This is a genomic window from Streptomyces candidus (assembly GCF_014207445.1).
Classification (GTDB): domain Bacteria; phylum Actinomycetota; class Actinomycetes; order Streptomycetales; family Streptomycetaceae; genus Streptomyces; species Streptomyces candidus.
Map to the genome: position 1 here is coordinate 56,677 of NZ_JACHEM010000013.1, position 26,195 is coordinate 82,871.

At 71.8% G+C, this 26,195-nt stretch carries 23 protein-coding genes; 17 read left to right on the forward strand and 6 right to left on the reverse strand.

The annotated features are described in order from the left end of the window. The first annotated feature begins 211 nt into the window (after nucleotides 1-211). The 4 genes from serA (at nucleotide 212) to HNQ79_RS23520 (ending at nucleotide 5,757) form a co-directional block, all read left to right on the forward strand. Entirely contained in the window at nucleotides 212-1,807 is a 1,596-nt protein-coding gene (serA, locus tag HNQ79_RS23505) for a phosphoglycerate dehydrogenase (protein ID WP_185034277.1), read from the forward strand. A 213-nt stretch (nucleotides 1,808-2,020) separates the two neighbouring features. Beyond that, complete coding sequence (locus tag HNQ79_RS23510) at nucleotides 2,021-4,456, forward strand: Tox-REase-5 domain-containing protein (RefSeq protein WP_185034279.1); 2,436 nt, start codon at nucleotides 2,021-2,023, stop codon at nucleotides 4,454-4,456. A 267-nt stretch (nucleotides 4,457-4,723) separates the two neighbouring features. Continuing rightward, a complete protein-coding gene (locus HNQ79_RS23515; protein WP_229923646.1) occupies nucleotides 4,724-5,233 on the forward strand; it encodes a hypothetical protein in 510 nt (169 codons plus the stop codon). Then, nucleotides 5,230-5,757: a hypothetical protein gene (locus HNQ79_RS23520; RefSeq protein WP_185034282.1), complete on the forward strand. Its 528-nt coding sequence runs from the start codon at nucleotides 5,230-5,232 to the stop codon at nucleotides 5,755-5,757. Before HNQ79_RS23515 ends, HNQ79_RS23520 begins: the two co-directional genes overlap by 4 nt. A gap of 21 nt (nucleotides 5,758-5,778) precedes the next feature. On the opposite strand, the gene HNQ79_RS23525 is transcribed toward HNQ79_RS23520, so the two are convergent. After that, complete coding sequence (locus HNQ79_RS23525) at nucleotides 5,779-6,990, reverse strand: PucR family transcriptional regulator (RefSeq protein WP_185034283.1); 1,212 nt, start codon at nucleotides 6,988-6,990, stop codon at nucleotides 5,779-5,781. A gap of 181 nt (nucleotides 6,991-7,171) precedes the next feature. Between HNQ79_RS23525 and HNQ79_RS23530 the strand changes: the two genes are divergently transcribed. Then, a complete protein-coding gene (locus tag HNQ79_RS23530) occupies nucleotides 7,172-8,098 on the forward strand; it encodes a proline dehydrogenase family protein (RefSeq protein WP_185034284.1) in 927 nt (308 codons plus the stop codon). 68 nt (nucleotides 8,099-8,166) lie between these two features. Further along, nucleotides 8,167-9,798, forward strand: coding sequence for an L-glutamate gamma-semialdehyde dehydrogenase (gene pruA, locus HNQ79_RS23535; protein ID WP_185034285.1), 1,632 nt, complete (start codon nucleotides 8,167-8,169; stop codon nucleotides 9,796-9,798). 171 nt (nucleotides 9,799-9,969) lie between these two features. Here pruA and HNQ79_RS23540 read toward each other — a convergent pair whose 3' ends face one another. Further along, a complete protein-coding gene (locus HNQ79_RS23540) occupies nucleotides 9,970-10,743 on the reverse strand; it encodes a DUF1206 domain-containing protein (protein ID WP_185034577.1) in 774 nt (257 codons plus the stop codon). 212 nt (nucleotides 10,744-10,955) lie between these two features. Continuing rightward, the gene (locus HNQ79_RS23545; protein ID WP_308437360.1) at nucleotides 10,956-11,933 is read right to left on the reverse strand and encodes an NADP-dependent oxidoreductase; all 978 of its coding nucleotides are present in this window, start codon (nucleotides 11,931-11,933) and stop codon (nucleotides 10,956-10,958) included. A gap of 142 nt (nucleotides 11,934-12,075) precedes the next feature. On the opposite strand from HNQ79_RS23545, the gene HNQ79_RS23550 reads away from it, so the two are divergent. Further along, on the forward strand, nucleotides 12,076-12,642 hold the full coding sequence (locus HNQ79_RS23550) for a GNAT family N-acetyltransferase (protein ID WP_185034286.1): 567 nt from the start codon (nucleotides 12,076-12,078) through the stop codon (nucleotides 12,640-12,642). A gap of 7 nt (nucleotides 12,643-12,649) precedes the next feature. Here HNQ79_RS23550 and HNQ79_RS23555 read toward each other — a convergent pair whose 3' ends face one another. Together HNQ79_RS23555 and HNQ79_RS23560 are read right to left on the reverse strand one after the other, a co-directional pair. After that, a complete protein-coding gene (locus HNQ79_RS23555; protein ID WP_185034287.1) occupies nucleotides 12,650-13,399 on the reverse strand; it encodes a hypothetical protein in 750 nt (249 codons plus the stop codon). Further along, on the reverse strand, nucleotides 13,396-13,746 hold the full coding sequence (locus HNQ79_RS23560; RefSeq protein WP_185034288.1) for a PadR family transcriptional regulator: 351 nt from the start codon (nucleotides 13,744-13,746) through the stop codon (nucleotides 13,396-13,398). The genes HNQ79_RS23555 and HNQ79_RS23560 overlap by 4 nt, the downstream gene beginning before the upstream one ends. Nucleotides 13,747-14,064: 318 nt before the next feature. On the opposite strand from HNQ79_RS23560, the gene HNQ79_RS23565 reads away from it, so the two are divergent. The 3 genes from HNQ79_RS23565 to HNQ79_RS23575 all read left to right on the forward strand — a co-directional run bounded on the left by HNQ79_RS23565 (nucleotide 14,065) and on the right by HNQ79_RS23575 (nucleotide 16,677). Beyond that, on the forward strand, nucleotides 14,065-14,217 hold the full coding sequence (locus HNQ79_RS23565) for a hypothetical protein (protein WP_185034610.1): 153 nt from the start codon (nucleotides 14,065-14,067) through the stop codon (nucleotides 14,215-14,217). A 75-nt stretch (nucleotides 14,218-14,292) separates the two neighbouring features. Then, entirely contained in the window at nucleotides 14,293-15,336 is a 1,044-nt protein-coding gene (locus tag HNQ79_RS23570; RefSeq protein ID WP_185034289.1) for a 3-isopropylmalate dehydrogenase, read from the forward strand. Between the two features lie 249 nt (nucleotides 15,337-15,585). Continuing rightward, the gene (locus HNQ79_RS23575; protein WP_185034291.1) at nucleotides 15,586-16,677 is read left to right on the forward strand and encodes a branched-chain amino acid aminotransferase; all 1,092 of its coding nucleotides are present in this window, start codon (nucleotides 15,586-15,588) and stop codon (nucleotides 16,675-16,677) included. Between the two features lie 402 nt (nucleotides 16,678-17,079). On the opposite strand, the gene HNQ79_RS23580 is transcribed toward HNQ79_RS23575, so the two are convergent. Further along, nucleotides 17,080-17,904, reverse strand: a complete 825-nt coding sequence (locus tag HNQ79_RS23580; RefSeq protein ID WP_185034293.1) for an endonuclease/exonuclease/phosphatase family protein — start codon at nucleotides 17,902-17,904, stop codon at nucleotides 17,080-17,082. Between the two features lie 133 nt (nucleotides 17,905-18,037). Between HNQ79_RS23580 and HNQ79_RS23585 the strand changes: the two genes are divergently transcribed. From HNQ79_RS23585 to HNQ79_RS23615, 7 genes are all read left to right on the forward strand, one after another. Further along, nucleotides 18,038-19,261: a TolB family protein gene (locus tag HNQ79_RS23585; RefSeq protein WP_185034295.1), complete on the forward strand. Its 1,224-nt coding sequence runs from the start codon at nucleotides 18,038-18,040 to the stop codon at nucleotides 19,259-19,261. A 382-nt stretch (nucleotides 19,262-19,643) separates the two neighbouring features. Next, on the forward strand, nucleotides 19,644-21,257 hold the full coding sequence (gene cimA, locus HNQ79_RS23590) for a citramalate synthase (RefSeq protein ID WP_185034297.1): 1,614 nt from the start codon (nucleotides 19,644-19,646) through the stop codon (nucleotides 21,255-21,257). Nucleotides 21,258-21,549: 292 nt separating this feature from the next. Next, a complete protein-coding gene (locus HNQ79_RS23595; protein ID WP_185034581.1) occupies nucleotides 21,550-21,669 on the forward strand; it encodes a keywimysin-related RiPP in 120 nt (39 codons plus the stop codon). 19 nt (nucleotides 21,670-21,688) lie between these two features. Then, on the forward strand, nucleotides 21,689-23,623 hold the full coding sequence (locus HNQ79_RS23600; protein WP_185034299.1) for an asparagine synthase-related protein: 1,935 nt from the start codon (nucleotides 21,689-21,691) through the stop codon (nucleotides 23,621-23,623). Further along, nucleotides 23,620-23,913, forward strand: coding sequence for a lasso peptide biosynthesis PqqD family chaperone (locus HNQ79_RS23605; RefSeq protein ID WP_185034301.1), 294 nt, complete (start codon nucleotides 23,620-23,622; stop codon nucleotides 23,911-23,913). The genes HNQ79_RS23600 and HNQ79_RS23605 overlap by 4 nt, the downstream gene beginning before the upstream one ends. After that, entirely contained in the window at nucleotides 23,910-24,326 is a 417-nt protein-coding gene (locus tag HNQ79_RS23610; RefSeq protein ID WP_185034303.1) for a lasso peptide biosynthesis B2 protein, read from the forward strand. The genes HNQ79_RS23605 and HNQ79_RS23610 overlap by 4 nt, the downstream gene beginning before the upstream one ends. Next, nucleotides 24,316-26,142 (forward strand): ABC transporter ATP-binding protein, encoded by a 1,827-nt coding sequence (locus HNQ79_RS23615; RefSeq protein WP_185034305.1) that lies wholly within the window; start codon nucleotides 24,316-24,318, stop codon nucleotides 26,140-26,142. The genes HNQ79_RS23610 and HNQ79_RS23615 overlap by 11 nt, the downstream gene beginning before the upstream one ends. The last annotated feature ends 53 nt before the right edge of the window (nucleotides 26,143-26,195 follow it).

The window sequence follows — 26,195 nt, forward strand, 5'->3', positions numbered from 1 at the left end:
CCCCACCCCGTTCCCGCCGCTCCGGACACCCCGCCCCTTCACGGACGGGTGATCGTTGCGCACGGGCGGCGAATGCGGGCGCCCGCACCACTACACTTCTGAACCAATACACGCGTCAGGCCCACAGCGTCGTGCGTCTTCCACGCGGCTAGCCCCCTCCACGCCTGCGGCCGTCGGGACGGCCGTCCGCAAAGGACCAGTGAGGACTCACGTGAGCACTGCCAAGCCTGTCGTACTCATCGCTGAAGAGCTGTCGCCCGCCACCGTCGACGCCCTCGGGCCGGACTTCGAGATCCGGCACTGCAACGGAGCCGACCGCGACGAACTCCTGCCCGCCATCGCCGACGTGGACGCGATCCTCGTCCGCTCGGCGACCAAGGTCGACGCGGAGGCCATCGCCGCTGCGAAGAAACTGCGGGTCGTCGCCCGCGCCGGTGTGGGCCTCGACAACGTCGACGTCTCCGCCGCCACCAAATCCGGCGTCATGGTCGTCAACGCGCCGACCTCAAACATCGTCACCGCCGCCGAACTCGCCTGCGGCCTCATCCTCGCCACGGCCCGCAACATCCCGCAGGCCAACTCCGCACTGAAGAACGGCGAGTGGAAGCGCTCGAAGTACAGCGGCGTCGAGCTGGCCGAGAAGACCCTCGGCGTCGTCGGCCTCGGCCGCATCGGCGCGCTGGTCGCCCAGCGGATGTCGGCGTTCGGCATGAAGGTCGTCGCCTACGACCCGTACGTACAGCCCGCCCGCGCCGCCCAGATGGGCGTCAAGGTCCTCACCCTCGACGAGCTGCTCGAAGTCTCCGACTTCATCACCGTGCACCTCCCCAAGACCCCCGAGACCCTGGGTCTGATCGGCGACGAGGCCCTGCACAAGGTCAAGCCGGCCGTCCGTATCGTCAACGCCGCGCGCGGCGGGATCGTCGACGAGGCCGCGCTGTACTCGGCGCTCAAGGAGGGCCGCGTCGCCGGAGCGGGCCTCGACGTGTACGCGAAGGAGCCCTGCACGGACTCCCCGCTCTTCGAGCTCGACCAGGTCGTCTGCACCCCGCACCTGGGCGCTTCGACCGACGAGGCGCAGGAGAAGGCGGGCGTCTCCGTCGCCAAGTCCGTGCGGCTGGCGCTCGCCGGCGAGCTGGTCCCCGACGCGGTCAACGTCCAGGGCGGCATCATCGCCGAGGACGTACGGCCCGGCCTGCCGCTCGCGGAGAAGCTCGGCCGGATCTTCACCGCGCTCGCGGGCGAGGTAGCCGCCCGGCTCGACGTCGAGGTGTACGGGGAGATCACCCAGCACGACGTCAAGGTGCTCGAACTCTCCGCACTCAAGGGCGTCTTCGAGGACGTCGTCGACGAGACCGTCTCCTACGTCAACGCGCCGCTCTTCGCCCAGGAGCGCGGCGTCGAGGTCCGTCTCACCACCAGCAGCGAGTCCCCCGAGCACCGCAATGTGGTGACGGTACGGGGCACGCTCACCGGCGGCGAGGAGGTCTCCGTCTCCGGCACGCTGGCCGGCCCGAAGAACCTCAAGAAGATCGTCGGCATCGGCGAGTACGACGTGGACCTGGCCCTCGCCGACCACATGGTCGTGCTGCGCTACCAGGACCGCCCCGGTGTCGTCGGCACGGTCGGCCGGGTGCTGGGCGAAGCCGGCCTCAACATCGCGGGCATGCAGGTCGCCCGCGCCGACGCCGGCGGCGAGGCGCTCGCCGTGCTGACCGTGGACGACACCGTCCCGCAGACGGTGCTCACCGAGCTGGCCGAGGAGATCGGCGCCGCTTCGGCCCGCTCCATCAACCTGGCGGACTAGCGCCCCCGCCGACCCCGGGTTCCCTCGCACCCCCGTCCTGACCGCCTCTTCCGCACAGGCGTCCGGACGGGGGTGCGGTGCGTGGTGCCACCGCCCGCCGGTCTTGGGCCCGGGGTGGGGCCCAGGGGCCCATGACGACCACCCCGCGCCGCCCTAGCGTGAGCCGCTCCTCCGTACGCGGACGCGTGCGGCGTACGGCAGTTGGGGTGGTGCATGTCTGCGGTCGGTGGCATACCCGCGGGACCGGTCCCGGTGCGTCCCGGGCGGGTGCCAGGGCCGCCGTTGCCGGGGTCGCTGCTCGCGATACGGGTCCTGGTCCTGCTCCTCTTCGCGGCCACCGTGCTGGGCGGCCTCGGCCTGCTCGGTTCCGCGCTCGCGGCGGACGGGCCGTTCGCCGGGGTGTTCGGCCTTGTGCTGTACGGGGCCGCGCCCGGGGTCGCCGGGTTCCTGCTCTCGCGGCGGTTGTGGACCGGCGGGCGGCGGGTGTGGGGCGGGCTGCTCGGCGTACAGGTCTGGCTGGTCCTCGGGGGCGTCGGCAGCATCGGTGCCGGCTCCCTCCGGGGCTTCAGCCAGTTACTGGTGCCGCTGGTGGTGCTGTGGCTGCTGACGCGGGCGGAGAGCCGGGAATGGTTCGACCGCCCCGACCGGCCGGCGCCGCCCGCCCGCCGCTGGGACTGGCGCTTCTCCCTGCCCCGGATGATCACCTGGCGGCGGGACCGGGGGCAGTCCACGGTCGAGTACGCCGGTCTCGTCGTGATCCTCGCGGGAATCGTGCTGGCGCTGACCCTGTCCGGGTTCGGCGGCCGTATCGCGGAGGGACTCGGGCAGGCGGTCTGCTCGATCACGGGCGGGACGAACTGCGGAGGCGGCGGCGAACAGGGAGCGGCGGAGCCGCCGACGGGCGTGACGAACGGGGGAGTTGAGGGCCCGGCGGGCGTTGGCGGGGCGGGTGCTGGCGGGGCCGGTGGTACCGGTGGTGTGGCTGGTGCGACCGGTGGTGCGGCCGGAGGAGCTGGTGGTGCCGGTGGGGGCGTGGGCGGCGCCGGGGGTGCCGGTGGTGCCGGTGGTGCCGGTGGTGCCGGGGGTACGGCAGGTACGGGTGGGCCCGGTGGAACCGGCGGCCCCGGGAACCCGGGCAATACACAGATCAACGCGGGCCCGGAGACCGAGGCCGAGTACGACGACATGCCCGCGCCGGGAGAGGAGGCCGAGGAGCCCCAGCAGCAGGAGAAGCAGGAGGCCAAGGAGAAGGAGGACTGCTCCGGCTGGGGCTTCTTCGGCTGTGCGGGCGACCGTGTCACCCAGGTCTTCAAGGGCGTCGTGGTGGACGGCGTCTGGGGAGACGTCACCGGATTCGTCGACCTCTTCAAGGGCGAGACCTGGGAAGGCATCGGCGAGTACGGCAAGCAGCTCGGTGGCCAGTGGCTCCAGGACTCCGAGGACGCGGCCGGCAAGTGGGACGACGGCGACTACTTCGGAGCGATCGGGGACTGGGGCGAGGCGTCCTGGAACACCGCCTTCACGGTCGGCGACGACCTGTTCGTCGGTGACGAGGTACGCCGGCGCTGGAACAACGGCGAGAAGACCCGCGCCGTCACCGACGTCGTCTGGAACGTCGGGTCGCTCTTCATCCCCGGCTACGACGTCGCCAAGGTCGTCGGCAAGTTCTCCCATCTGGGCAAGGCGGCCAAGGGAGTCGCCGAGGCTGCGGAGGCGGCCGACAAGGCGGGCGATGCGGCGACCCGCGCGCGCAAGGCCGCGGACGCGGGGGACGTGGAGGCGGCCCGGAGGGCCGCCAAGGAGGCGGACGAGGCGGCCGACCTCGCGGAGGACCGGGCCCGCAGTGCGGGGTGCCCGATCGCGAGCGGTCCGGGCGTCGGTGGAACCCCGGGCCTCGGTGGTGTACCCGGCTCCGGTACGGGGCTGATCGCGGCGGGTCCCGCTCCCAGGGCCCGCTATCTCGCCGCCGACGGCTGCGACAAGACCGCCAAGGCCGAGGCGGAGGAAGCCCGCAAGGCGGAGCGGGACGCCTGGGTGGCGAAGAAGCGCGCGGAGGAGCCGGCTCGGGCGGCCAAGGCGGTGGCGAAGCGCAAGCAGTGGCCCGCGCCCAAGCCCGGCGACGCGACGGACTCGCGCAACTTCGAAAAACCCGACTGGATGGCCGACTTGAAGGCCCCGAAGCTGGGTTCGGCGGACCGCGGCGATGGCTACTGGGCGTCGCGCGACCGCAATCCCCGGCCGATTCAGAAGAACGAGTCGTGGCTGCGTTACCAGGAGCAGGTGACCGGCACGGTCCGTGGCCACGAGTACATCGTGCCGCACCCGGACAAGAGCAAACCTCCGGTGGAGTACGACGGATGGGACGCCTCGCGGCAGACCTTCCTGGAGGCCAAGAACGGCTATGGGAAAAGCGCGAGGTTCGTGGCCCCCGGCACCGGCGAGCTCACCGCGTACGGAAAGAAGAAGTTCCTGGACGAGGCCCAGCGGCAGATCGACGCGGCCGATGGACGTGCCATCGAGTGGCACTTCTCCAACGAGCGTGCGGCGAAGGCGACCCGCGAGGAGTTCGAGAAGGCGGGGCTCGACATCGAGGTCGTCTGGAACAAGGCCGAACCGGGAGGGCCCAGAAAGCCCGAGGCATTTGGCTAACCTGCCTGGGAACGCAACCGGTCGGACGTTCGGCACACGCACGGGCATCGAGGGTGGAGGCATCGGATGAAACGAATGGTGCGGGGTTTCTGGGGCCCCCGCCGGCAGCCACTGGAGGAACTGGCCGCTGCTTGGACAGCAACTCTTGACGCAGTCGAGGGGTTGCTTCCTGCCGCGTGGAGCGCGACGGAGGGGGCGCGATGGCTGCTGATCCGGAATGACGGGGGCTCCGCAGGATTTCGTGCGGAAGAACACGCCCTGCTTGCCGTGCTGCGAGAGGAGGAAGCGGGCGAAGGCTGGACCGAACGGACGGGTGTCGGACCGAGTCTGGTCGCGGCGAGCGCGCCCGGCTGGGAAATCTCGGTGAGTGGCCGGACCGGCGGTGAATCGCCGAACCTGCTGCAGGCGATGCTGCTTGAGATCGAGTCCGTCGAAGGGGCTGCCGTTCCGGAGGCCGAACTCCTGCGTGCCGTTGCCGAGGTGTGGAATCCGGACTTCGGGGACGTCGTCGATGGCGCGGAACGCGACGCGCTGCGGGGAGTGGGAGCGCGGGTGGCCAGGCCGGCCGTGGGCCGTATCGGATATCTGTCTCCGGCCCGCGCGGCCTTGGTCCCGGACGAGCTGAGGACGGTGTGCACACCCCTGCCGACCGGCGGCGTTCTACTCGACATCGCCCCACCCGGAGCCCCCGACACCGTGGCTGCCGCCCATCTGCGCCTACGCGATGCTGGCGCCCTGGAACCCCTCCCCAAGCCCATGGACCGGAGCACCCTGTGAACGCACGCGGAGGCGAGACCTTCGAGGCCGCCCGCGCTCTCGCCGGGATCGAAACCCTGCTAGCCGGGGAGGTTCCGGTGAGCGGGCCGCCGGAGTACGACCGCCAGGCCCACACCGGGGAGACGCTCTCGGTGCGCGGCGAAGGTTACGCGATCGCCGAACTCTGGTCGGGCGAGGACCTGCAAGGGGTGTACGAGAAGGAGTGGGAAGAGGCACAGGAGCGGGCGTACGGGCACGGTGACGAGCTCGTGCGGCAGCTTGACGCCCGCTGGGGCGCGCACCGGGACGTCGGCAACCGAGTGGCCGTCTGGTGGTCGGAGGGCGACCCGAACCTGCCGCCGCTCTACGAACAGCTGCGCAATATGGACGCGTTGGGGACCCTGCACGTCTGGGGTCCGGTACGTCCGCCCGGTGGTCACGCGGACCGCTGGGTCGCTCTCTCCGTCAACCAGATCGACGGCGACTGCCCGTTCTTCCTGATCGCCGTGGTGACCGACCGGCCCGTCGAGGAGCTGGAGGACTGAAGCGGACGCCCGCCGGTGCCCCTACAGCCTGGCCGCCTTCAGCGACATGTGCAGCAGCAGCCGGTCCTCGCCGTCGTGCAGGTCCAGGCCGGTGAGCTGCTCCACCCGGGACAGACGGTAGTAGAGGGTCTGGCGGTGGATGCTCAGGGCGGTCGCGGTACGGCCCGCCTGGCCCGCGCAGTCGAGGAACACCTCGGCGGTGCGGGCGAGTTCCGTGTGCGCGGGGGAGAGGAGCGGGGCTACGGCCGGGTCCACCGGATGGCCGGGGCCGCTGTCCGGGAGGGCGGCCAGGAGGCGGTACGGGCCGATGGCCGACCACTCGGCCACCGGGCCCAGGTGCGGGCGGGCCAGGGCGGCGCGGGCGGCGGCGGAGGCTTCGCGCCAGGCCGCGGGGAGGTCGGCGAGCGTGCGCGCCGCGGTGCCGATGCCGACGGCGGCGGGAACGGAGGCGGGGGAGGCGGTGGCGGTGTGCGCAGTGGCCGGCGCGGCTCCGGGGGCGCTCGCCAGCAGCGCCTTCGCCGCCGCCCCGGCCGGTCCCAGGTCCGCCCCCGCCCCCAGTCTGACCAGCACCGCGAGCCGGGGTCCGGCGGCCCCCGGCACCGGTACGAGGGTGAGTGCCGAGGCGCCCGGCATCGTACGCAGGCCGGGCAACGGGGCGGTCCAGGGCGCGGCGCACAGCAGGGTGCAGGGCCCCGCGCCCAAGGGGCCGGTCAGTGTGGCGAGCGCGGCCTCCCTGCGGTCCTCGGAGTCCGAGGTGAGCAGGGTGTTCAGGTGCGGGCCGAGGTCGGCGCGGGCGCGGGCCTCGTCGGCGAGCTGGGCCCCTGTCCGGGCACACACCGCCATCGCCGCGTCCAGGTCGGCGTCCGCGAGCTCCGTATGGGGAAGCGTCGGCACGGGAGCGTCCCCGGCCAGCAGCCACACGTACCCGAACACCGTTCCCCGGTGCCGCACCGGCAGGCACAGCCGCGCGCGCAGTACCCCGGCACCCGGGTCCGCGGGGATGCGCACCGGGCCGGTGGCCGTCGCGATGCCGAAGCGCTCGAACCACGCCCTGACCTCGGCCGTGGAGCGCCGGGTCAGGATCGAGCGGGTGCGGACCGGGTCCATCGCGCCCGCGTCGTCGCCGTCGTGCGCTCCGAACGCGATCAGCCGGAAGTCCCGGTCCTCCAGGGTCGCGGGCGCGCCCAGCAGGGCGGAGATCTCATCGACCAGGTCTTGGTAATCGGCGTTCACGGTGTCATTCTCGCACCGTTTCAGACATATGTATGAGGTGGTGTCTCCGGATGCGTGACAGCTGTCGGTAGTCCAAGGTCGGCGCGATACCTAGATTTCACCGTGGTTATCCGTGCCGTCCCAGTTCCGTTACAAAAGTGCTGGTCACGGCCCCTTCTATTGTTTTCCGTGGAGGTGCCCCGTGCTGGGTCCCGTGATCCTGGCCGCATCGCGCAGCGACCAGATGCGCCGCTTCGTCTCGGTTGCCCCGGGCACCAAACAGGTCGTCGACCGGTTCATCGCCGGTGAGACCGTCGAGCACGTCGTGCCGATCGTCCTGGACGCCACCGACAAGGGCCTGGAAGTCACCCTGGACGTCGTCGGCGAGGACATCACGACCCGCGAGCAGGCCTGCGCCGCCCGCGACGCCTACCTCGACCTGATCGCGCACCTCAAGGACCTGGGCCTGGGCACCAAGGCCGAGATGTCCGTGAAACTGTCCATGTTCGGGCAGGCGCTGGAGGACGGCCACGAGCTGGCCCTCGCGAACGTCCGCCCCGTCGTCGAGGCCGCCGCCGCCATCGGCACCACGGTCACCCTGGACGCCGAGGACCACACCACCCTCGACTCCATGTTCGCCATCCACGAGGAGCTGCGGAAGGACTTCCCGCAGACCGGCTGTGTCATCCAGGCGTACCTCTTCCGCACCGAGGCCGACGCCCGCAGGCTCGCCGCCTCCGGCAGCCGCGTACGTATCGTGAAGGGTGCGTACAAGGAGCCCGCGTCCGTCGCCCACCAGGACAAGGGGGAGATCGACAAGGCGTACGTGCGGATCATGAAGATCCTGATGGAGGGCGACGGCTACCCGATGATCGGGTCCCACGACCCGCGCCTGATCGCCATCGCGCAGGAGCTCGCGCGCCGCGCGGGGCGCAAGCTGGACGAGTACGAGTTCCAGATGCTGTACGGCATCCGCAGCGACGAACACGTCCGGCTGGCCGCCGAGGGACACCGGATGCGTGTGTACACCGCGTACGGCACCGACTGGTACGGGTATTTCATGCGCCGCCTGGCGGAGAAGCCCGCGAACCTGCTCTTCTTCGGCCGCTCGATCATCACCAAGAACTGATCGCCCCCGACGTCATCGCACCGAACTGCCGCACCCCCGGCAGACTGATTCAAGGAGCTATGGAACCCATGGACGCTGTGACCCAGGTCCCCGCCCCGGTCAACGAGCCGGTGCACTCCTACGCCCCCGGCTCGCCGGAGCGCACCCGCCTCGAAGCCAAGCTCAAGGAGCTGGCCGAGAACCCCATCGACCTCCCGATGACCATCAACGGTGAGAAGCGGATGGGTGGCGGCGACACCTTCACCGTCGTACAGCCGCACAACCACAAGGCCGTTCTCGGCACCGGCGCGCACGCCACCCAGCAGGACGCCCAGGACGCCATCGACGCCGCGCTCGCCGCCGCCCCGGCGTGGCGCGCGATGTCCTTCGACGACCGCGCCGCGATCATTCTGCGCGCCGCCGAGCTGCTCTCCGGCCCGTGGCGCGAGACGCTGGCCGCCTCCACCATGCTCGGCCAGTCGAAGACCGCCCAGCAGGCCGAGATCGACACCCCGTGCGAGCTGATCGACTTCTGGCGCTTCAACGTCAAGTACGCCCGCGACCTGCTCGCCGAGCAGCCCCCGGCGAACGCGCCCGGCGTGTGGAACCGGCTGGACCACCGCCCGCTGGAAGGCTTCGTCTACGCGATCACGCCGTTCAACTTCACGGCCATCGCGGGCAACCTGCCCACCGCCCCCGCGCTGATGGGCAACGTCGTCGTGTGGAAGCCGTCCCCGACGCAGACGCACGCCGCGGTGCTGCTCATGCAGCTCCTCGAAGAGGCCGGTCTGCCCAAGGGCGTCATCAACCTCGTCACCGGCGACGGCATCGCCGTCTCCGAGGTGGCCCTGAACCACCGCGACCTGGCCGGCATCCACTTCACCGGCTCCACCCCGACCTTCCAGTACCTGTGGAAGACGGTCGGCGAGAACATCGCCAAGTACCGCACGTACCCGCGTCTCGTCGGCGAGACCGGCGGCAAGGACTTCGTCGTCGCGCACCCGAGCGCCGACCGCGCGATCCTGAAGACCGCGCTGACCCGCGGTTCCTTCGAGTTCCAGGGCCAGAAGTGCTCGGCCTCCTCGCGTGCCTACGTCCCGGCGTCGATCTGGAACGACGGGTTCAAGGAGGAGTTCGCCGCCGAGGTCGACTCGATCACCATGGGCGACGTCACCGACCTGGACAACTTCATCGGTGCCGTCATCGACGAGCGCTCGTTCGCCAAGAACAAGGCGGCCATCGACCGCGCGAAGGCCGACGACTCCTGCACGATCGTCGCCGGTGGCACCTACGACGACTCGGTCGGCTACTTCGTCCGGCCGACGGTCATCGAGTGCACCGACCCGGCCAACGAGGTCTTCACGACCGAGTACTTCGGCCCGATCCTCGCCGTCCACGTGTACGAGGACGACAAGTACGACGCCATGCTGGAGCAGATGGAGTCGGTCTCCGACTACGCGCTGACCGGCTCGGTCATCGCGGGCGACCGTGCCGCCGCCGCCCACACGATGGAGAAGCTGCGCTACGCCGCGGGCAACTTCTACATCAACGACAAGTCGACGGGTGCCGTCGTCGGCCAGCAGCCGTTCGGCGGAGGCCGCGCCTCCGGTACGAACGACAAGGCCGGTGCGCCCCAGAACCTCCAGCGCTGGACCCTGACCCGGGCCATCAAGGAGACCCTGGTCCCGCCGACCGACTACCGCTACCCGCACCAGGGCTGAGCCCGACGCTGCCACGGCAGCCCCTGATCCCCGCCCCCGTCCGGCCCCACACCGGACGGGGGCGGTGTCGCACCCGGCCCGCGCGGTCGAGTTGCGCAGGCACGGAAAATGTCTCGCCTGCTCGTGCGGGCGAGACATCTTCCGTACTCCTGCCCCCGGGGGCTTCCGGCGCTACAGCTTGCGCCACCGGGCCATCGCGAAGGAGAACACACCGAACAGGATCAGCCCGACGGCCAGTGCCACGAGCAGCCAGGGTCCCACCGGGGTCTCCCGGAAGCTGCGGATCGTGTCGTCCATGCCCTTGGCCTTGTCCGAGTCGTACGTCACGGCCGCGGCCAGGGCGAAGCCACCGGCCACCGCGAAGACCAGGCCGCGGGCCACGCCGCCGCCGACGCCGGTGACGTCCACCAACTGCCGTGTGCGGCGCGACATCTCGCCCATCTTCATTTCCTTGTGGTACTTGCGCCGCGCCGCCTGGATCGCGATCCACACCCCGGATCCGACGATGACCAGCGCCACCACGCCGACCAGCCACCGCCCGGCCGGGAGTTCCATCGCCCTCGCCGTGACGTCCTGCGACTCCTTGTCGCTGGAGTTGCCGCCGCTGCTCTTGCTGCCGACCGCGAAGGCCAGCACCGAGTACGAGACGAAGCCGTAGAAGACGAACAGGGCGCCGGCCAGCAGGCGCTTGCGCGGCTTGTGCCCGTCGGGGCCCACCGAACCGAACAGGGCCTCCGACAACTGCCACAGCGCCATCGCGATCAGCCCGATGCCCAGTGCCCACAGCAGGACCTTGCCGAACGGCTTCTCCGCGATCTCCGCCAGCGCCCCGCCCTGGTCGGCCGACTTGCCTCCGCCGCCCACGGCGATCTGCATCGCCAGGACTCCGATCAGCAGGTGAATGACGCCGCGCGCGGCGAATCCCGCGCGGGCGGCGTACTTCATGGTTTCGCTGTCGGCAGCCTGCCGGGCGGTGCCCTTGGCCGTCCGTTGTCCGGTCTCGCTCACGCGCTTGTGCCTCCCTCTGGTCCCCTGGGGGGACCGTTGGCACGCGTGTGCCCCCGGTGGACGCGCAGAAACGAAAGGGTGCGCGGGAGAGGGGCCGGAAGGGCGGCCGGTCACGGGGGCGGCCACCTGCGCCGGGCCGCCGGTTCAGGTCATGGGGCCAGATCCAGCACCAGCTTTCCGTACGTACGCTCCGTCTCCACCAGCGCCGTCGCCTTCGCCGCCTCCTCGAACGGCAGCGTCGCCTCGACGTGCACCTGGACCCGGCCGTCCGCCAGCAGGGCCGCGAGTTCCGAGAGCCGGGCACCGGACGGGGTCGCCAGGAGCGGGGCCCAGCGCACCCCGGCCACCTGCGCCGCGGTCTCGCCGAAGCCCGGATCCGAGACGACCGCCGAGACCAGCAGGCCGCCCGGGAGCAGCGTGGCCATGGTGCGCGGACCGTACTCGCCGCCGATCAGGTCCAGGGCGATGTCCACGTCCCGGGCGACCGCCACGAAGTCGTCCGTGGTGTAGTCGATCGGCTCGTCCACACCCAGTGCGCGCAGGAAGGCGTGCTTCGGCTCGCGCGCCGTTCCGTACACGAACGCGCCGCGCGCCTTGGCCAGTTGAACGGCGATGTGACCCATGCCGCCGGCCGCCGCGTGCACCAGCACCCGGTGCCCGGGACGCACCTGGCCCAGTTCCACGAGCGCCTGCCACGCGCCGAGGGCCGCGACCGGAGCCCCGGCCGCCTCGACATGGGAGATGCCGGGGGGTTTCGTGGCGAAGGAATCGGCCGGGGCGGCCAGGTACTCGGCGTACGCGCCGCCGGGATGCATCCCGAACACCTCGTCGCCGATCCGGAACCGGGACACTCCCGGGCCCAGTCCCTCGACCGTGCCCGAGGAGTCCCAGCCGGGCACGTACGGCGGGCCGCCGGGCGGTGGGGCGGCCCCCCGCCGGGTCAGTGCGTCGACGGAATTGACACCGGCCGCGTGCACCCGGAGCAGGATCTCGCCCTCGCCGGGCGTCGGACGGTCGGCCTCCTCCAGCTGAAGGACCTCGGGCCCGCCGAAGGCGCGATGGACCCAGTGCCGCATGCGGGGCGTGGCGGCCGGTGCGGTGTCCGGGGTGGCTCGGGAAACAGTCATGCGGACGAGTCTGCGTGCTCCGTGGGGCAGTTGAGAAGACGGCCGGTGCCCCGAGGCGGGGCCGCCCCTCCCTTCTGTGCGGGAGCCCGGTACTGCGAATTTCCCGGTGGGCAACCGGGCGGAGTCTGGGAGAGTGCTCCGCATGACGACTGAGACGACCGTCCGGCGTGCCCTGCGCACCGTCCACACCGCACACCTCGCCCCCGCCGAACTCGCCGCCGTCCGCGCCCTCCTCGACGACGCCTTCGACGGGGACTTCGCCGACGCCGACTGGGAGCACAGCCTCGGTGGCCTGCACGCGCTGGTCACCGAGGGGCCCGACGACGGGATCGTCGCCCACGGCTGCCTCGTCCAGCGCCGCGTGGTGCACCGGGGGCGCTCGCTGCGGGTGGGGTACGTGGAGGCGGTGGCGGTACGCGACGACCGCAGGCGGCAGGGGCTGGGCGGCCGGATCATGGCCGCCCTGGAGGACGCCGTCGACCGGGCGTACGACTTCGGCGCCCTGTCCGCGTCGGACGCGGGAGCGGCGATGTACGCGGGGCGGGGGTGGCAGGTGTGGGCCGGGGGACTGGCGGCGCTGGGACCGGCCGGGGTGCTCCCGTTGCCGGAGGAGGAGGGGTCGACCTACGTACGGGCGGCGGCGGGCCGCGCGCTGCCGGACCCGGAGGCGGCGCTCTTCTTCGACTGGCGGGAGGGAGACGTGCTGTAGGGGGGCTCTACTCCTCGACGCCCTTCGCCACGTCGCGTTTGGTGCCGTACCAGCCGCCCAGGCCGCCCGCGACGCCCGCCGCCGCGAACACCGCGAGCGACCAGGGGTGTGCGGCCACGAAGTCGCCGTAGTCGGAGCACACGAGGGCCACCACGGCCACCAGTGCCAGCAGACCGGTGACCACCAGCACGCGGCGCACGCGACCGCCGAACATCACGTGCTCCGCGGGGGTCCGGGCCAGCGCGTCCAGGGCTGCCGCCGGACCCGCGCTCGCCGCCTTCGGACGCTTGAAGTACATGTAGAACGCCCAGTGCCCGCACGGCTCCCACGCGTCCGGGGCCAGTTCGGCGGTCCGGGCGGCACGCTCGGCCGCGCCGTTCGCCATCGCGCGGCAGTACTCCCAGCGCAGGGCGTCCGCCGGGTCGCGGCGGCAGACGAACCGGCCGAGGCGGTCGAGGCGCTCGACCTCCCAGCCCTGGTCGCCGTACTGGTTCAGGAGCCTGCGGTCGTTGTAGATGTCCGTGGTCCACTTCCACGTCTCGGCCCCCGTGGCGGGACCCGCCACCTCCGCGCCCCCGGTCAGCCGGGCGGCGAACTCCTCGGGTGCGCCGAACTCCTCCACCGGGTCGGCGCCGTCCGCGTCCGCCAGGTGGGCGGCGAGTTCGGCGACGATCGCCGCCACCTCGTCCGCAGGCCTGCCGCTCGCGCGCAGGGCGGTCCCGAGCCGGTCGAAGTAGGTGGCGTGGACGGTCATCATGTTTCCCCCGTGGTGCTTTTTGACGCGGTGAGTGTGTCCCGTACGGCCGTGTGGAACTCCAGCCAGGCGCCGGTCTGCCGGGCCAGTGCGGCACGGCCGTCCCCGGTGAGCCGGTAGTAGCGGCGGCCGGGGCCGCGTGCGGAGGCGCGGAATTCCCCGACTACGTGGCCGGCCTCCTCCAGCCGGTTGAGGACCGGGTAGAGCGTGCCGCCCTTGATGTCCCCGAGCCCCGCCCCGGCCAGCGCCTTGGAGATTTCGTACCCGTAGCTCTCGCCCTCCGTGAGACAGGAGAGGACGAGGAGATCGAGAACACCCTTGAGCCAACTGGATCTGCGGTCTGCGGCCATGGGGACAGTTCACCACTACCTAGATAGGAATGCAATCTAGATGGCATGCCGATCGCATGGGTAGCAGGGGCTCCTCAAGATCTCGTCTCAGATAGTAGGAAGTCCGAGTAATTGTGGAGACAGCTGCCCGCACCTGTCCTAGCTTTGTAGGAGCCGAACGTCTCGCTCCATCAGCGACTGGCGGCTGCGGGCCGGTGCCCCGAAGCAGGCAATCCCTGCGGCACCCGCTCCCCGCCTCATTCCGGCGCCTCACAGATGCAGCAATTCCCTGCGCATGTTCCGCGCGTACTTCCATGCCTCTGAAGGAGTCGATTTCCCGTGTCCGAGACCTCGATGACCCTGCACGCGACCCCCTCCCGCCGGGTCCGCCACAGCTCCCGTTCCGCCGACGCCGCCGACCGCAGGCAGGCCGCGGCCGCCCTCCAGCGGGCGCTGGACCGCCGCGACAACGGCGGCGAGACCGGCCACTGAGCCGTGGGGTGCATGTCGCGTCCACATGGCGGACGCGACGTGTCATCCCCTGGGACGCGGAGTAGGGTCCCCGACATGTCTCGCAGCATCAATCTCGCAGTGATCCCCGGTGACGGCATCGGCCAGGAGGTCGTGGCCCAGGGCCTGAAGGTCCTCAACTCCGTCCTCCCGCAGGACGTGAAGCTGGAGACCAAGGAGTACGACCTCGGCGCCCAGCGCTGGCACCGCACCGGGGAGACCCTCCCGGACGCGGAGCTGGAAGCGCTCAAGCGGCACGACGCGATCCTGCTCGGCGCGATCGGCGACCCGTCCGTACCCTCCGGAGTGCTGGAACGCGGTCTGCTGCTCAAGCTGCGCTTCGCCTTCGACCACTTCATCAACCTGCGCCCCTCGAAGCTCTTCCCGAACACCGCGACGCCGCTCGCCGGCCGCCCGGAGATCGACTTCGTGGTCGTACGGGAGGGCACCGAGGGCCCGTACACCGGCAACGGCGGCAGCCTCCGTACCGGCACCGCGCACGAGGTGGCCACCGAGGTCAGCCTCAACACGGCGTACGGCGTGGAGCGCGTGGTGCGCGACGCCTTCGAGCGCGCGGCGGCCCGCCCGCGCAGGAAGCTCACGCTCGTCCACAAGAACAACGTGCTCGTCTACGCCGGCCACCTGTGGAAGAACACCTTCGACCGGGTCGCCGCCGAGTACCCGTCCGTCACCACGGACTACCTGCACGTCGACGCCGCGACGATCTTCTTCGTCACCCAGCCGGAACGCTTCGACGTCATCGTCACCGACAACCTCTTCGGCGACATCCTCACCGACCTCGCCGCCGCCGTCTCCGGCGGAATCGGCCTGGCCGCCTCCGGCAACATCAACCCGACGGGCGCCTTCCCGTCCATGTTCGAGCCCGTGCACGGCTCCGCGCCCGACATCGCGGGCCAGGGCAAGGCCGACCCGACGGCGACCATCCTCTCCGTCGCGCTCCTGCTGCGTCACCTCGGATACGAGTCCGAGGCCGCCCGCATCGAGACGGCCGTCTCCGCCGACCTCGCCGAGCGTTCCGCCGACACCGTCCGTACGACGGACGAGATCGGCGACGCGCTCGCCCTGCGAGTAGCGGGCTGACCCGACGGACTCTCGCTCACGCCAGCCGCCGGGTCTCCAGACCCGGCGGCTGTTCCTCTGCGGCCACCGGGTGCGAGACCATCAAGCCCGGGCCGCGTACACCGCACGCCACACACACCGTTTCGTCCCTGCCCCTTCGCGCGCGATAATCGAACGCAGGGTCGCGGTACGAGAGGAAGCTCGGACGTCCTACTTGTGACGGATGGCGTGCGCGGCCCTTCCCAGACAACCGGTGAAGGACACGCACTCATGACGACGCCCACGACGATCGAGCTCAAGCCCTCAGCCACCCCGCTGAGCGCCGCGGAGCGCCAGGCGCACATGGCCAACCCCGGGTTCGGCCGGTATTTCACCGATCACATGGTGACCATCAAGTGGACGGAAGGCCGTGGCTGGCACGACGGACAGCTCGTCCCGTACGGGCCGCTCTCCCTCGACCCGGCGAACATGACCCTGCACTACGCGCAGGAGATCTTCGAAGGGCTCAAGGCGTACCGCAGGCCCGACGGCTCCGTCGCGACCTTCCGGCCCGAGGTCAACGCCAAGCGCTTCCAGGCCTCCGCGCACCGGCTCGCGATGCCGGAGCTGCCGGTGGAGACCTTCATCGAGGCGTGCGACGCGCTCGTCAAGCAGGACGAGGCGTGGGTCCCGCCGCACGGCGGCGAGGAGTCGCTCTACCTGCGGCCCTTCATGATCGCCACCGAGGTCGGGCTGGGCGTCAAGCCCGCCAACGAGTACCTCTTCCTCGTCATCGCCTCGCCGGCCGGCGCGTACTTCCCCGGCGGCGTGAAGCCCGTCTCGGTCTGGCTCTCGGAGAACTACGTCCGCGCGGTGCCCGGCGGCATGGGCTACGCGAAGACCGGCGGCAACTACGCGGCCTCCCTGCTCGCCCAGGCGGAAGCCGCCGAGAAGGGCTGCGACCAGGTCGTCTGGCTGGACGCCCTCAACCACAAGTGGGTCGAGGAAATGGGCGGCATGAACCTGTACTTCGTGTACGGGGACAGGATCGTCACCCCGGAGCTGACGGGATCCCTGCTGGCCGGCGTCACCCGGGACACCCTGCTCCAGCTCGCCGGTGACCTGGGCTACACCTCGGAGGAGGGCCGCATCTCCACGGAGCAGTGGCGGGCCGACGCGGAGTCCGGCGCGCTGACCGAGGTCTTCGCATGCGGCACCGCGGCGGTCATCACACCGGTCGGCCACGTGAAGTCCGCCTCCGGGGAGTGGACGACCGCGGACGGACAGCCGGGCCGCGTGACGATGGCGCTGCGCAAGGCGCTGCTGGAGATCCAGACGGGCAAGGCGGAGGACGTGCACGGATGGATGCACGAGCTGGCTTAGGCAGCCGCCGAGCGGCGGAGTCCGAGGAGTTCGGGCGGGGGCGGTGCGAGGGGCGGGCGCGTGTGTGCGATGCCGTTCCCCTGTCCGCTCTCGCCCTTGTGCACGTGACGGGCGGGCTTTCAGGGGCGGGGCCGGGGCGCCTCGGGCACGGCCGGCTGGAGAGCGGCGCCCCACCGCACCAGCCTCCCCCCGTCCATCGCTGACCACGGTCGCCTGCGACCCCGCCAGCGCCTCGGGCGGCAACGCCGAACCGCCGCCGGTCGGCATCCCGCCCACCCCGGACGGTGACCTCCACTCCGGCCGCGACACCGCACAACGGGCCCGCGGCGAAGGTCTCCGGAGGATCGGCGTATGGCACGAACGCCCGGATCCCCGCGTCCAGCCGGGCCGGCTCCGCGGCCTTCATCGCGCCACGCCCGTCTCCAGGTCCGCGCGTACCCCCGCATGGTCGGAGGGCCACACCCCGTCCACCGGCCCGTGCCCGAAACGGGCGACCGAGCGCACCGCGCCGAGCCCGCCGGGGCCCGGCACGCCCAGGAACACGTAGTCGATCCGGCTGCTGGGCCCCGGGGTGTGGTAGCCGTTCGTGGCGTCCCAGGTGGCCCACGGGGCGCCGGGTTGCGCGTACTCCCACGCGTCCACGAAGACCTGCCCCGGCACCGGGGGCGCGGTCTTGTACCCGCCCATCAGCCGTATCTCGTCCGAGTCGGGCCAGGCGTTGAAGTCCCCTGCGACCACCGCCGGGAACGCTCCGGCACCCCGGTGCTCCGCCACGAAACGGCTCAGGGCACGCACCTGCACGCAGCGTGTGGCGGAGTCGTACACGGCCGAGTTGAGGTGCGTGGTGAACACCGGGACGCAGCCCGCGGGGGAGTCCACCCGGGCGTACAGTGCCATCCGCCCGTTGTCCCCCGCCCCGTCCGCGGGCAGCCGCACCGACGCGTGCTCGCCGATCGGCCACCGGCTGAGGACGGCCACCCCGATGTCCGACGTGTCCCCGCCCGTCCGCCGCTGCCAGTAGTGCGGCTCCGCGAAGCGCACCCACGTCCAGTGGTCGAGCCCCAGCTCCCCGGCCAGCCAACCCGCCAGGTTCTCCTCGTCGTTGGCCCACACCTCCTGGAGCACGACGACGTCCGGCCGCTGCTCGCGCAGGACGGCGAGGATCGCTTTCCGGCGGGCGTCCCAGGGGCCGAACCGCCACCACAGGTTCCATGTCAGTACGCGCATGCGCCGAACCTACCCGGCCGTCCGCACGCCGGAATGCGGAACCGGCGGGGCGGCGAGCGAACCAACCGCACCGTGCACGCGTCCTTCACTCCAGTACGGTCCAACAACCGCACCACCACGGGGAGTTCCATCAATGCGCACCATCTCACGTACCGCGATCGGCGCGGCACTCGTCGCCGCCCTCACCGCACTGACCCTGCCCACCGCCTCGGCCGGGCCCCTCGCGCCCCGCACCGAGAAGGCCAGCACCGCACCCGGCGGCGCGCAGGCGGACAACTCCTCCGGGGACCCGGTGCTGAGCGGCGACGGCAAGGTGCTCGCCTTCCAGTCGTACGCCTCGAACCTGGTCGCCGGGGACACGCCCGGTACTGAGGACGTCTTCGTGCGCCCCGCGCCTGGCGCGCCGCTCCAGCGGGTGGCCGTGCCCGGCGCCACGACCTCGTCGGCGGCGCTCAGCCGCGACGGCCGCTTCCTCGCGTTCTCGTCCAGGAGCGAGACCCTGACCTACGGCGTCCACGTACGGGACGTGCGGACCGCCCGCACCGAGCGGCTCGCCCCCGCCCTCGGCGACGCGTACGCCGTCTCCTCCGGCAGGTCGGCGCTCAGCGCCAACGGCCGGTACGTCGCCTTCGGTGCCGACGCCACCGACGCCACCCCGGCCGCCGCAGACGACGGCCCCCGCGTCTACCTGTACGACCGCACCACCGGGAAGACCGAGCGGATCAGTCACTCGCCGGACGACGCGGACGGCGCACGCGGCTGCTTCGTCGGGTCCGTCAGCGACGACGGCTCGAAGATCGTTTACCAGGACTCGTACACCAACGGGCCCCGGGGCGACGACTGGGGCGACGTCTTCGTCCACGACCGCACCACCGGGAAGACCGTGCAGGCGGACGCCACGCACAACGGGGCCGAGGCGGACAAGGCGTCGATCGAGCCGCGGCTGAGCGGTGACGGCAGCACGGTGGTCTTCAACTCCTACGCCACCAACCTGGTGCCCGGCACCGACCCCAACCGCGGCTGGAACCCGTTCGTGTACGACCTGCGCAGCAAGGAGCTGACGCGGATCGACGCCCCCGTGCCGACCGACATCACGACCGCGTCTAGCCTCTCGGGCGACGGGAGCAAGGTGCTGTACTCGCGCTCGGGCAGCTCCGCGGGACAGTGGGTACGTGATCTGCGCTCCGGCAGGGACACCCTGGCCACCCCGGGGCTGGACGGTTCCCCGCAGGGCGTGGGCAGCTCCGCGCTGAGCGCCGACGCGTCGACCGTCGCCTTCTCCGGCTACGACGACGGCACGTTCGTCGCGGGTGACACCAACGGCGAGCCGGACGTCTTCGTACGCCGTCTCCGCTGACCGCTGCCGGCCGTCTTCGCCGACGGTTCCCGGCCGTCTCCGCTGATCGCCCCCCACGGGCGCCCGCATCCTGAGACGCCCTGAGACACGGGGGCAGCCGTGTGCCAGACTGCCCCCGTGTCCTCGTTCGCCATGATTATCGGCAGCAGGCGCGCCGGTCCGCAGTGACCGTCCCGTACATCCACCCCCGTACGGCACGGCCGCCCCGCCCCGACCCGCGCGCAGACCTCTCGCACCCGCGAGGGGTTTTTTCGTTTTACGGCCCCTACCCCGGCCCGACGGACGAGGCGCGCGAAGATGGGGGCAAGTGGAACCAGTCATTCCGACTGAGTGAATTCACCGCCTGGAACGTGAGCCCAGGATCCGACAGGAGTCAGAGACCATGACGACCGCAGACAGCCTTGACGACAGCTTCCACGTCTTCGACACCACGCTGCGCGACGGCGCGCAGCGCGAGGGGATCAACCTCACCGTTGCGGACAAGCTGGCCATCGCCCGTCATCTGGACGACTTCGGGGTCGGGTTCATCGAGGGGGGCTGGCCCGGCGCGAACCCCCGGGACACCGAGTTCTTCTCCCGGGTGCAGAAGGAAGTCACCTTCCGCAACGCTCAGTTGGTGGCATTCGGTGCCACCCGCAGGCCTGGGGCGAGAGCCGCCGACGACCCGCAGGTGCGGGCGCTGGTGGAATCCGGGGCGCCGGTGGTCACCCTGGTCGCCAAGTCGCACGACCGGCACGTGGAGCTGGCGCTGCGCACCACGCTGGACGAGAACGTCGCGATGGTCCGCGACACGGTGTCGTACCTGCGCGAGCAGGGGCGGCGCGTCTTCGTCGACTGCGAGCACTTCTTCGACGGGTACCGGGCGAACCCGGAGTACGCGAAGGCCGTGGTGCGGGCGGCGAGCGAGGCGGGGGCGGACGTCGTCATCCTCTGCGACACCAACGGCGGGATGCTCCCCGCGCGGATCCAGGCGGTCGTGGCGACGGTCCTCGCCGACACCGGGGCCCGGCTCGGCATCCACGCCCAGGACGACACGGGCTGCGCCGTCGCCAACACCCTGGCGGCCGTCGACGCCGGCGCCACCCATGTGCAGTGCACCGCCAACGGCTACGGCGAGCGCGTCGGCAACGCCAACCTGTTCCCGGTGGTCGCCGCGCTGGAGCTGAAGTACGGGAAGAAGGTGCTGCCCGAGGGCTCGCTGCGGGAGATGACCCGGATCTCGCACGCCATCGCCGAGGTCGTCAACCTCACGCCGTCCACGCACCAGCCGTACGTGGGCGTCTCGGCGTTCGCGCACAAGGCGGGCCTGCACGCCTCCGCCATCAAGGTCGACCCCGACCTCTACCAGCACATCGACCCCGAACTGGTCGGCAACCGCATCCGGATGCTCGTCTCCGACATGGCGGGCCGCGCCTCGATCGAGCTCAAGGGCAAGGAGCTGGGGGTCGAACTCGGCGACGACCGCGAACTGGTGGGCCGGGTGGTGGACCGGGTCAAGGAGCGCGAACTCCGGGGCTACACGTACGAGGCCGCCGACGCGTCCTTCGAGCTGCTGCTGCGGGAGGAGGCGGAGGGGCGGGCCCGCCGGTACTTCCGGGTCGAATCCTGGCGGGCCATCGTGGAGGACCGGCCGGACGGCACGCACGCCAACGAGGCGACCGTGAAGCTGTGGGCCAAGGGTGAGCGGATCGTCGCCACGGCGGAGGGCAACGGCCCGGTCAACGCGCTGGACCGGGCCCTGCGCGTGGGGCTGGAGCGGATCTATCCGCAGCTCGCCAAGCTGGAGCTGCTGGACTACAAGGTCCGCATCCTGGAGGGCACCCACGGCACCGAGTCCACCACCCGCGTCCTGATCACCACCGGCGACGGCGCGGGCTCCGGCGAGGACTGGTCGACGGTCGGCGTCGCGGAGAACGTCATCGCCGCGTCCTGGCAGGCGCTGGAGGACGCGTACACGTACGGACTGCTGCGTGCGGGCGTCGAGCCGACGGAATGACGGCGGGGAAGCTGTTCGGCCGGAAGAACTTCAGCGTTTGACCAATTCCGTTCAATGAACAACAAGTAAGCGCTCGTTCACCCTGCGTCAAGGAGGGTGATCTCGTCAGGTGTAAAGGTGATCAAGCCATCTCCGAGGTCCGGGGGTGCACATGAGTACGAGAAACAGATCAACTGTTCCCGGCCGTCACGGAGTTCACGCGGTGCGCATGGTTCACATGTCCCGCACCGCGCACACCCGTCACGGCCGTCTCATTGCTCGGTGCATCCCTACTTACGGAGAGGACGTGACGATGGTGAAGAAGACCTACGTCAAGCCGTCGCTGTTCAACCAGGGCGACTTCAGCAAGAAGACCGCGGGCATGTTCTATGCCTCCTGCAAGGAGTACTGGTCCCGTCGGCTCTGCATCTGATCCGGCGGACGGCTGAGTGATGACGATGCCCGGTCACCTGCGTGACTTCTTTGTTGTCCTTCCGGACACCGCCGAAGGCGAGGCAGCGGCCGGGCATCTTCGCTCGGCGGCGCCGGACTCCCCGGACGCCCCCGGCGCCTTCGAAACCGTTCCCCACCCCTCCGGCCGGCCCTGGGTCCTGGCCCGCCTCCTCGTGCGGAACCTGGTCCAGGTCGTGCGGGGCGACGACGCCCTCGTCCTGATAGGACCCAACAAGGCCTCCACGGCGGAGCTGGACGCCGTCCTGCGCCCCGCCCGCGACACCCTCGACCTGCACCGCCGGCTCACCGCGCTGCCCGGCCTCGGGCACGTCGTCTCCCGCGTGGACGGCGAGACGTGCGTACGCGGCACGGCCTCCGGCCACCGCCGCGTCTACCACGCGGACCGGGCCGGCTCCCGGATCGCCTCCGACCGCCCCGGCCCCCTCGCGCACCTCACCGGTGCCGCGCTCGACGACGGTGCGCTCGCCCTGCGGCTGCTCGACTTCGTCCCGCACCCGCTGCGGGAGCGGCCCGTCTGGCAGGGCGTCCAGGAGATCGACCCCGCGTACGCGCTGGTCCTGCGGGACGCCGCCCGCTCCTGCTCCGTCCGCCGCTGGTGGCAGCCCCCGCAGCCCCGCCTCGGCATGGCCGAGGGCGCCCCGCTGGTCGCGGCCGCACTCGCCGCGTCCGTCGCCGCGCACCTGCGCGACCGCACCCGCGTCAGCGGCGAACTCTCCGGCGGCATGGACTCCACCTCCGTCACCTTCCTCGCCCAGCGCGCCGGGGCGCCCGACACCACCCTGCTCACCGTCGCCGCCCGCGACAGCCGCTCCGAGGACCAGCTCTGGGCGGAACGAGGAGTGCGCGAGGCCCGGCAGGCCGCCGGACGGGACGCCGGCGCGCGCAAGATCGAGCACGTCGTCGTCCCCGCCGACGACGCCCCGCTCTTCTACGCCGACCTGCCCGCCACCGCCGGCGAGCTCCTCGACGAGCCCTTCCCCGTCGCCCCCGCCCGCGCCCGCGCCGCCATGCTGCTCTCCCGCGCCGCCGCCACCGGCTCCGAGTACCACCTCACCGGATACGGCGGCGACGAACTCTTCAACGGCCTCGCCTCCGCCTGCCAGGACCTCCTCCCCGGCAAGCCCCTCAAGGCGTGGAACCGGATCAGCGCGCTGCGCCACCAGTCCGGCTGGCCCCTGCTGCCCACGCTGCGCGGCATGCTCCTGCCGCCCGCCTTCGGCACCTGGCTCGCGGGCTCCCTCGTCGACACGGCCACCGCCGACTCCCGTACGCCCCAGGTCTCCTGGGGCATGCGGCAGGCGATGCGCCCCTGGTTCACCCAGCGCGCCAGGGACCTGGTCCGCGAGGAGTTCCGCAGGGCCGCCGCCACCGCCGAACCCATCGCGCCGCGCCCCGGCCGCCACATGGACATCGACACCGTCCGCCTCGGCGCCCGGTACTTCCAGGCCATGGAGGACGTGGGCGCCGGGCTCGGGCTGCCCGTCGCCGCGCCCTTCTTCGACGACCGCGTGGTGGAAGCGGTCCTGGCGGTACGGGTGGAGGACCGGGTCGTGCCCTGGCGGTACAAGCCGCTGCTCGTCGAGGCGATGCGCGGGGTGGTCCCGGACGCGCTGCTCTCCCGTACCACCAAGGACCACATGTCCGCCGACGACGTCCAGGGGCTGCGCGTACACGCCCCCGGGCTGCGGGACCTGTGGACCGGGTCCCTCCTCGACGAGCGGGGCCTCATCGACGCGCAGCAGCTCCGCCGCCTCGCCGACGACCCCTACTCGCCGCTCCTCCAGCAGCACCCGATCGACTCGACGGTGTCCTGCGAGGCGTGGCTGCGCACCGCGCAGGACGCCTGGCCGCCCACCGGACCCGCCGCTCCGACGCCCACCGCTCCCACGACGAACAGCGAGGCAGCCCCATGAGCCGGACCGATCCCTCCGCGCAGCTCGCCCTCCGCAAGGGCATCGCCGTCACCACCACCGAGTACGGCGGAGTCCTGCTCGACGAGAAGGACGGCACGTACTGGCAGTTGAACGAGTGCGGCACCCTCGTCGTGACCGCGATCTCCGAGGGCCGCTCGCCGTCCGACGCCGTCGAGCAGCTCCTGGCCGAGTACGAGGTCGACCGCGCCGAGGCCGAGGCCGACGTGGCCGAACTGACCGACCAGCTCATCAGGGCGAAGATCGTCACCCGGGCCGGAGCGGCCCGATGACCACGGAGATGACGATGCCCCGGCGCGGTGCGGGACCGGGCGGCCTCCGCCTGCGCGCCGCCGTCGCCGCAGCCCTCCTCCTCGCCAGGCTCAAGCCGGGCCGACTGCGCAAGGTGCTGACCGGGCTCAGCGCGGGAGCGCGCCCGGCGACGTACGACCGGACCCTGGAGACGTACGAGCGCGTCGTCGCCACCAGCCGCAAGTGCGCGGGCTGGTACGGCTGCCTGCCCCGCTCGATCGCGATCGCCCTGGTCTGCCGCATGTCCGGCAGCTGGCCCGACTGGCACGCGGGCGTCCGCAACGCGCCGCCCTTCCAGCCGCACGCCTGGGTCGCCGCCGAGGGGCGCACGGTGGGCGAGCAGAACGTGAGCGACTTCCGGCCGCTGATGAAGGTGGCCGTGGGTGGCAGGTGAGGCACCGGCGGGGCAGGACGCACGGTGGACGGCCGGCGAGGTACCGGCGGCGCAGGACGGCTCCCGCCCCCTGACACTGCTCCTGGCCCGCGCCCGCCCCCACTGGAAGCTCCTCCTCGGCGGCGGACTGCTGTCGCTCGCCGGGTCCGGGGCCGGGCTCGTCATGCCGATGACGGCGAAGTTCGCGGTCGACGCCTTCGGCAGCGGGCGCTCGGCCACCGGGCCGCTCGTGGCGCTCACCGCCGTGGTGATCGTCGGCGCGCTGCTCGCCGCCGCCGGGCGCTATCTGCTGGCCCGGACCGGCGAAGCCGTCGTGCTGCGCGCCCGGCGACGGCTCGTCGGCCGGATGCTGCGGCTGAAGGTCGCCTCCGTGGACCGGCTGACCCCCGGCGACCTGCTCTCCCGCGCGACCGGCGACACCACGCTCCTGCACACCGTGCTCTCCCGCAGCGTCGTCGAGGCGGTCGGCGGCGTGCTGATGCTGGTCGGGACGGTCGTGCTGATGGCCGTCGTGGACGCACTCCTGCTCGGCGTCACCGTTGTCGTCCTGCTGCTGAGCGCGGGCGTGCTGGCCCTGCTCATGCCCCGCATCCAGCGCGCCCAGCTCCAGGCGCAGGAGGCGGTCGGCGAGATGGGCTCGCTGCTCGACCGCTCGCTGCAGGCCTTCCGTACGGTCAAGGCCAGCGGCATCGAGGACCGCGAGGCCGCGCACATCGGGGAGGCGGCACGCACCGCGCACGACCGGGGCGTCTCCGTCGCCCGCTGGACCTCGGCCTCCGAGGTCGCCATGTTCCTCGCCACGCAGCTCGCGTTCCTCGCCGTGCTGGGCGTCGGCGGGGCACGCGTCGTCTCCGGCGTGATGGAGGTGTCCTCGCTCATCGCGTTCCTGCTCTACGTCTTCGGACTGATGGGCCCGCTCAGCCAGCTCACCGACGGCTGGACCGGCCTGCAGACGGGACTCGCGGCCGTCCGGCGCATCGACGAGATCGAATCGCTGCCGGGGGAAGGGGGCCGGGGATCGGCCGGCCCGCCCGCGCCCGGCCGTGCGCCCCGTCAACTCCCGCCCCTCGAAGTCCGGTTCACGGACGTCGTGTTCGGGTACGGCGACTCCCGCTCGCCCGCCCACCACGGCGTGACCTTCGCCGCCCCGCCGGGCGGTCTGACCGCGCTCGTCGGGCCGTCCGGTGCGGGCAAGACGACCGTCTTCGCCCTCCTGGAGCGGTTCTACGACCACAACGCCGGCACCCTCACGGTCGGGGGCCGCGACATCCGCGACTGGCCGCTCGCCGAACTTCGGGCCGCCCTGGCCTATGTCGAGCAGGACGCGCCCGTCCTGGCCGGCACCCTGCGCGACAACCTTCTCCTGGCGGCACCCGCCGCCACCCCCGGCGAACTCGCGCACGCCGTCACCCGCACCCGCCTGGACGACCTGGTGGCCCGGCTCCCGGAGGGACTGGACACCCAGGTCGGCCACCGCGGCGTCACGCTCTCCGGCGGGGAACGCCAACGCATCGCCTTGGCCCGCGCGTTGCTCCGCAGGCCCCGGCTGCTCCTGCTCGACGAGGTGACCTCGCAGCTCGACGCCGTCAACGAGGAGCGCCTGCGCGAGGTGATCGTCGAACTCGCCGCCGACACCACGGTGCTGGTCATCGCCCATCGGCTGTCCACCGTCGTACGGGCGGACCGCATCGTCGTCATGGAGGCGGGCCGGGTGCGCGCGCGGGGCACTCACGACGAACTCGTGCGCACGGACGCGCTGTACGCGGAGCTGGCGGCGACCCAGTTCGCCACCGGAGAGAGGGTCACGGTGAGTTAACGACTGATTACGCAACGCAATAGGTGCGTGTTCGAACAGTTCGGGTAGCGTCG

What these genes read in the sequence shown, in the direction of transcription:
- HNQ79_RS23540 (WP_185034577.1), bottom strand. Translation starts at nt 10,743, where the DNA reads ATGAAGTACGCCGCCCGCGCGGGATTCGCCGCGCGCGGCGTCATTCAC.
- HNQ79_RS23595 (WP_185034581.1), top strand. Translation starts at nt 21,550, where the DNA reads ATGGTGAAGAAGACCTACGTCAAGCCGTCGCTGTTCAACCAGGGCGAC.
- HNQ79_RS23600 (WP_185034299.1), top strand. Translation starts at nt 21,689, where the DNA reads ATGACGATGCCCGGTCACCTGCGTGACTTCTTTGTTGTCCTTCCGGAC.
- pruA (WP_185034285.1), top strand. Translation starts at nt 8,167, where the DNA reads ATGGACGCTGTGACCCAGGTCCCCGCCCCGGTCAACGAGCCGGTGCAC.
- HNQ79_RS23545 (WP_308437360.1), bottom strand. Translation starts at nt 11,933, where the DNA reads ATGACTGTTTCCCGAGCCACCCCGGACACCGCACCGGCCGCCACGCCC.
- cimA (WP_185034297.1), top strand. Translation starts at nt 19,644, where the DNA reads ATGACGACCGCAGACAGCCTTGACGACAGCTTCCACGTCTTCGACACC.
- HNQ79_RS23510 (WP_185034279.1), top strand. Translation starts at nt 2,021, where the DNA reads ATGTCTGCGGTCGGTGGCATACCCGCGGGACCGGTCCCGGTGCGTCCC.
- HNQ79_RS23610 (WP_185034303.1), top strand. Translation starts at nt 23,910, where the DNA reads ATGACCACGGAGATGACGATGCCCCGGCGCGGTGCGGGACCGGGCGGC.
- HNQ79_RS23555 (WP_185034287.1), bottom strand. Translation starts at nt 13,399, where the DNA reads ATGATGACCGTCCACGCCACCTACTTCGACCGGCTCGGGACCGCCCTG.
- HNQ79_RS23605 (WP_185034301.1), top strand. Translation starts at nt 23,620, where the DNA reads ATGAGCCGGACCGATCCCTCCGCGCAGCTCGCCCTCCGCAAGGGCATC.
- HNQ79_RS23580 (WP_185034293.1), bottom strand. Translation starts at nt 17,904, where the DNA reads ATGCGCGTACTGACATGGAACCTGTGGTGGCGGTTCGGCCCCTGGGAC.
- HNQ79_RS23560 (WP_185034288.1), bottom strand. Translation starts at nt 13,746, where the DNA reads ATGGCCGCAGACCGCAGATCCAGTTGGCTCAAGGGTGTTCTCGATCTC.
- HNQ79_RS23570 (WP_185034289.1), top strand. Translation starts at nt 14,293, where the DNA reads ATGTCTCGCAGCATCAATCTCGCAGTGATCCCCGGTGACGGCATCGGC.
- HNQ79_RS23575 (WP_185034291.1), top strand. Translation starts at nt 15,586, where the DNA reads ATGACGACGCCCACGACGATCGAGCTCAAGCCCTCAGCCACCCCGCTG.
- HNQ79_RS23585 (WP_185034295.1), top strand. Translation starts at nt 18,038, where the DNA reads ATGCGCACCATCTCACGTACCGCGATCGGCGCGGCACTCGTCGCCGCC.
- HNQ79_RS23550 (WP_185034286.1), top strand. Translation starts at nt 12,076, where the DNA reads ATGACGACTGAGACGACCGTCCGGCGTGCCCTGCGCACCGTCCACACC.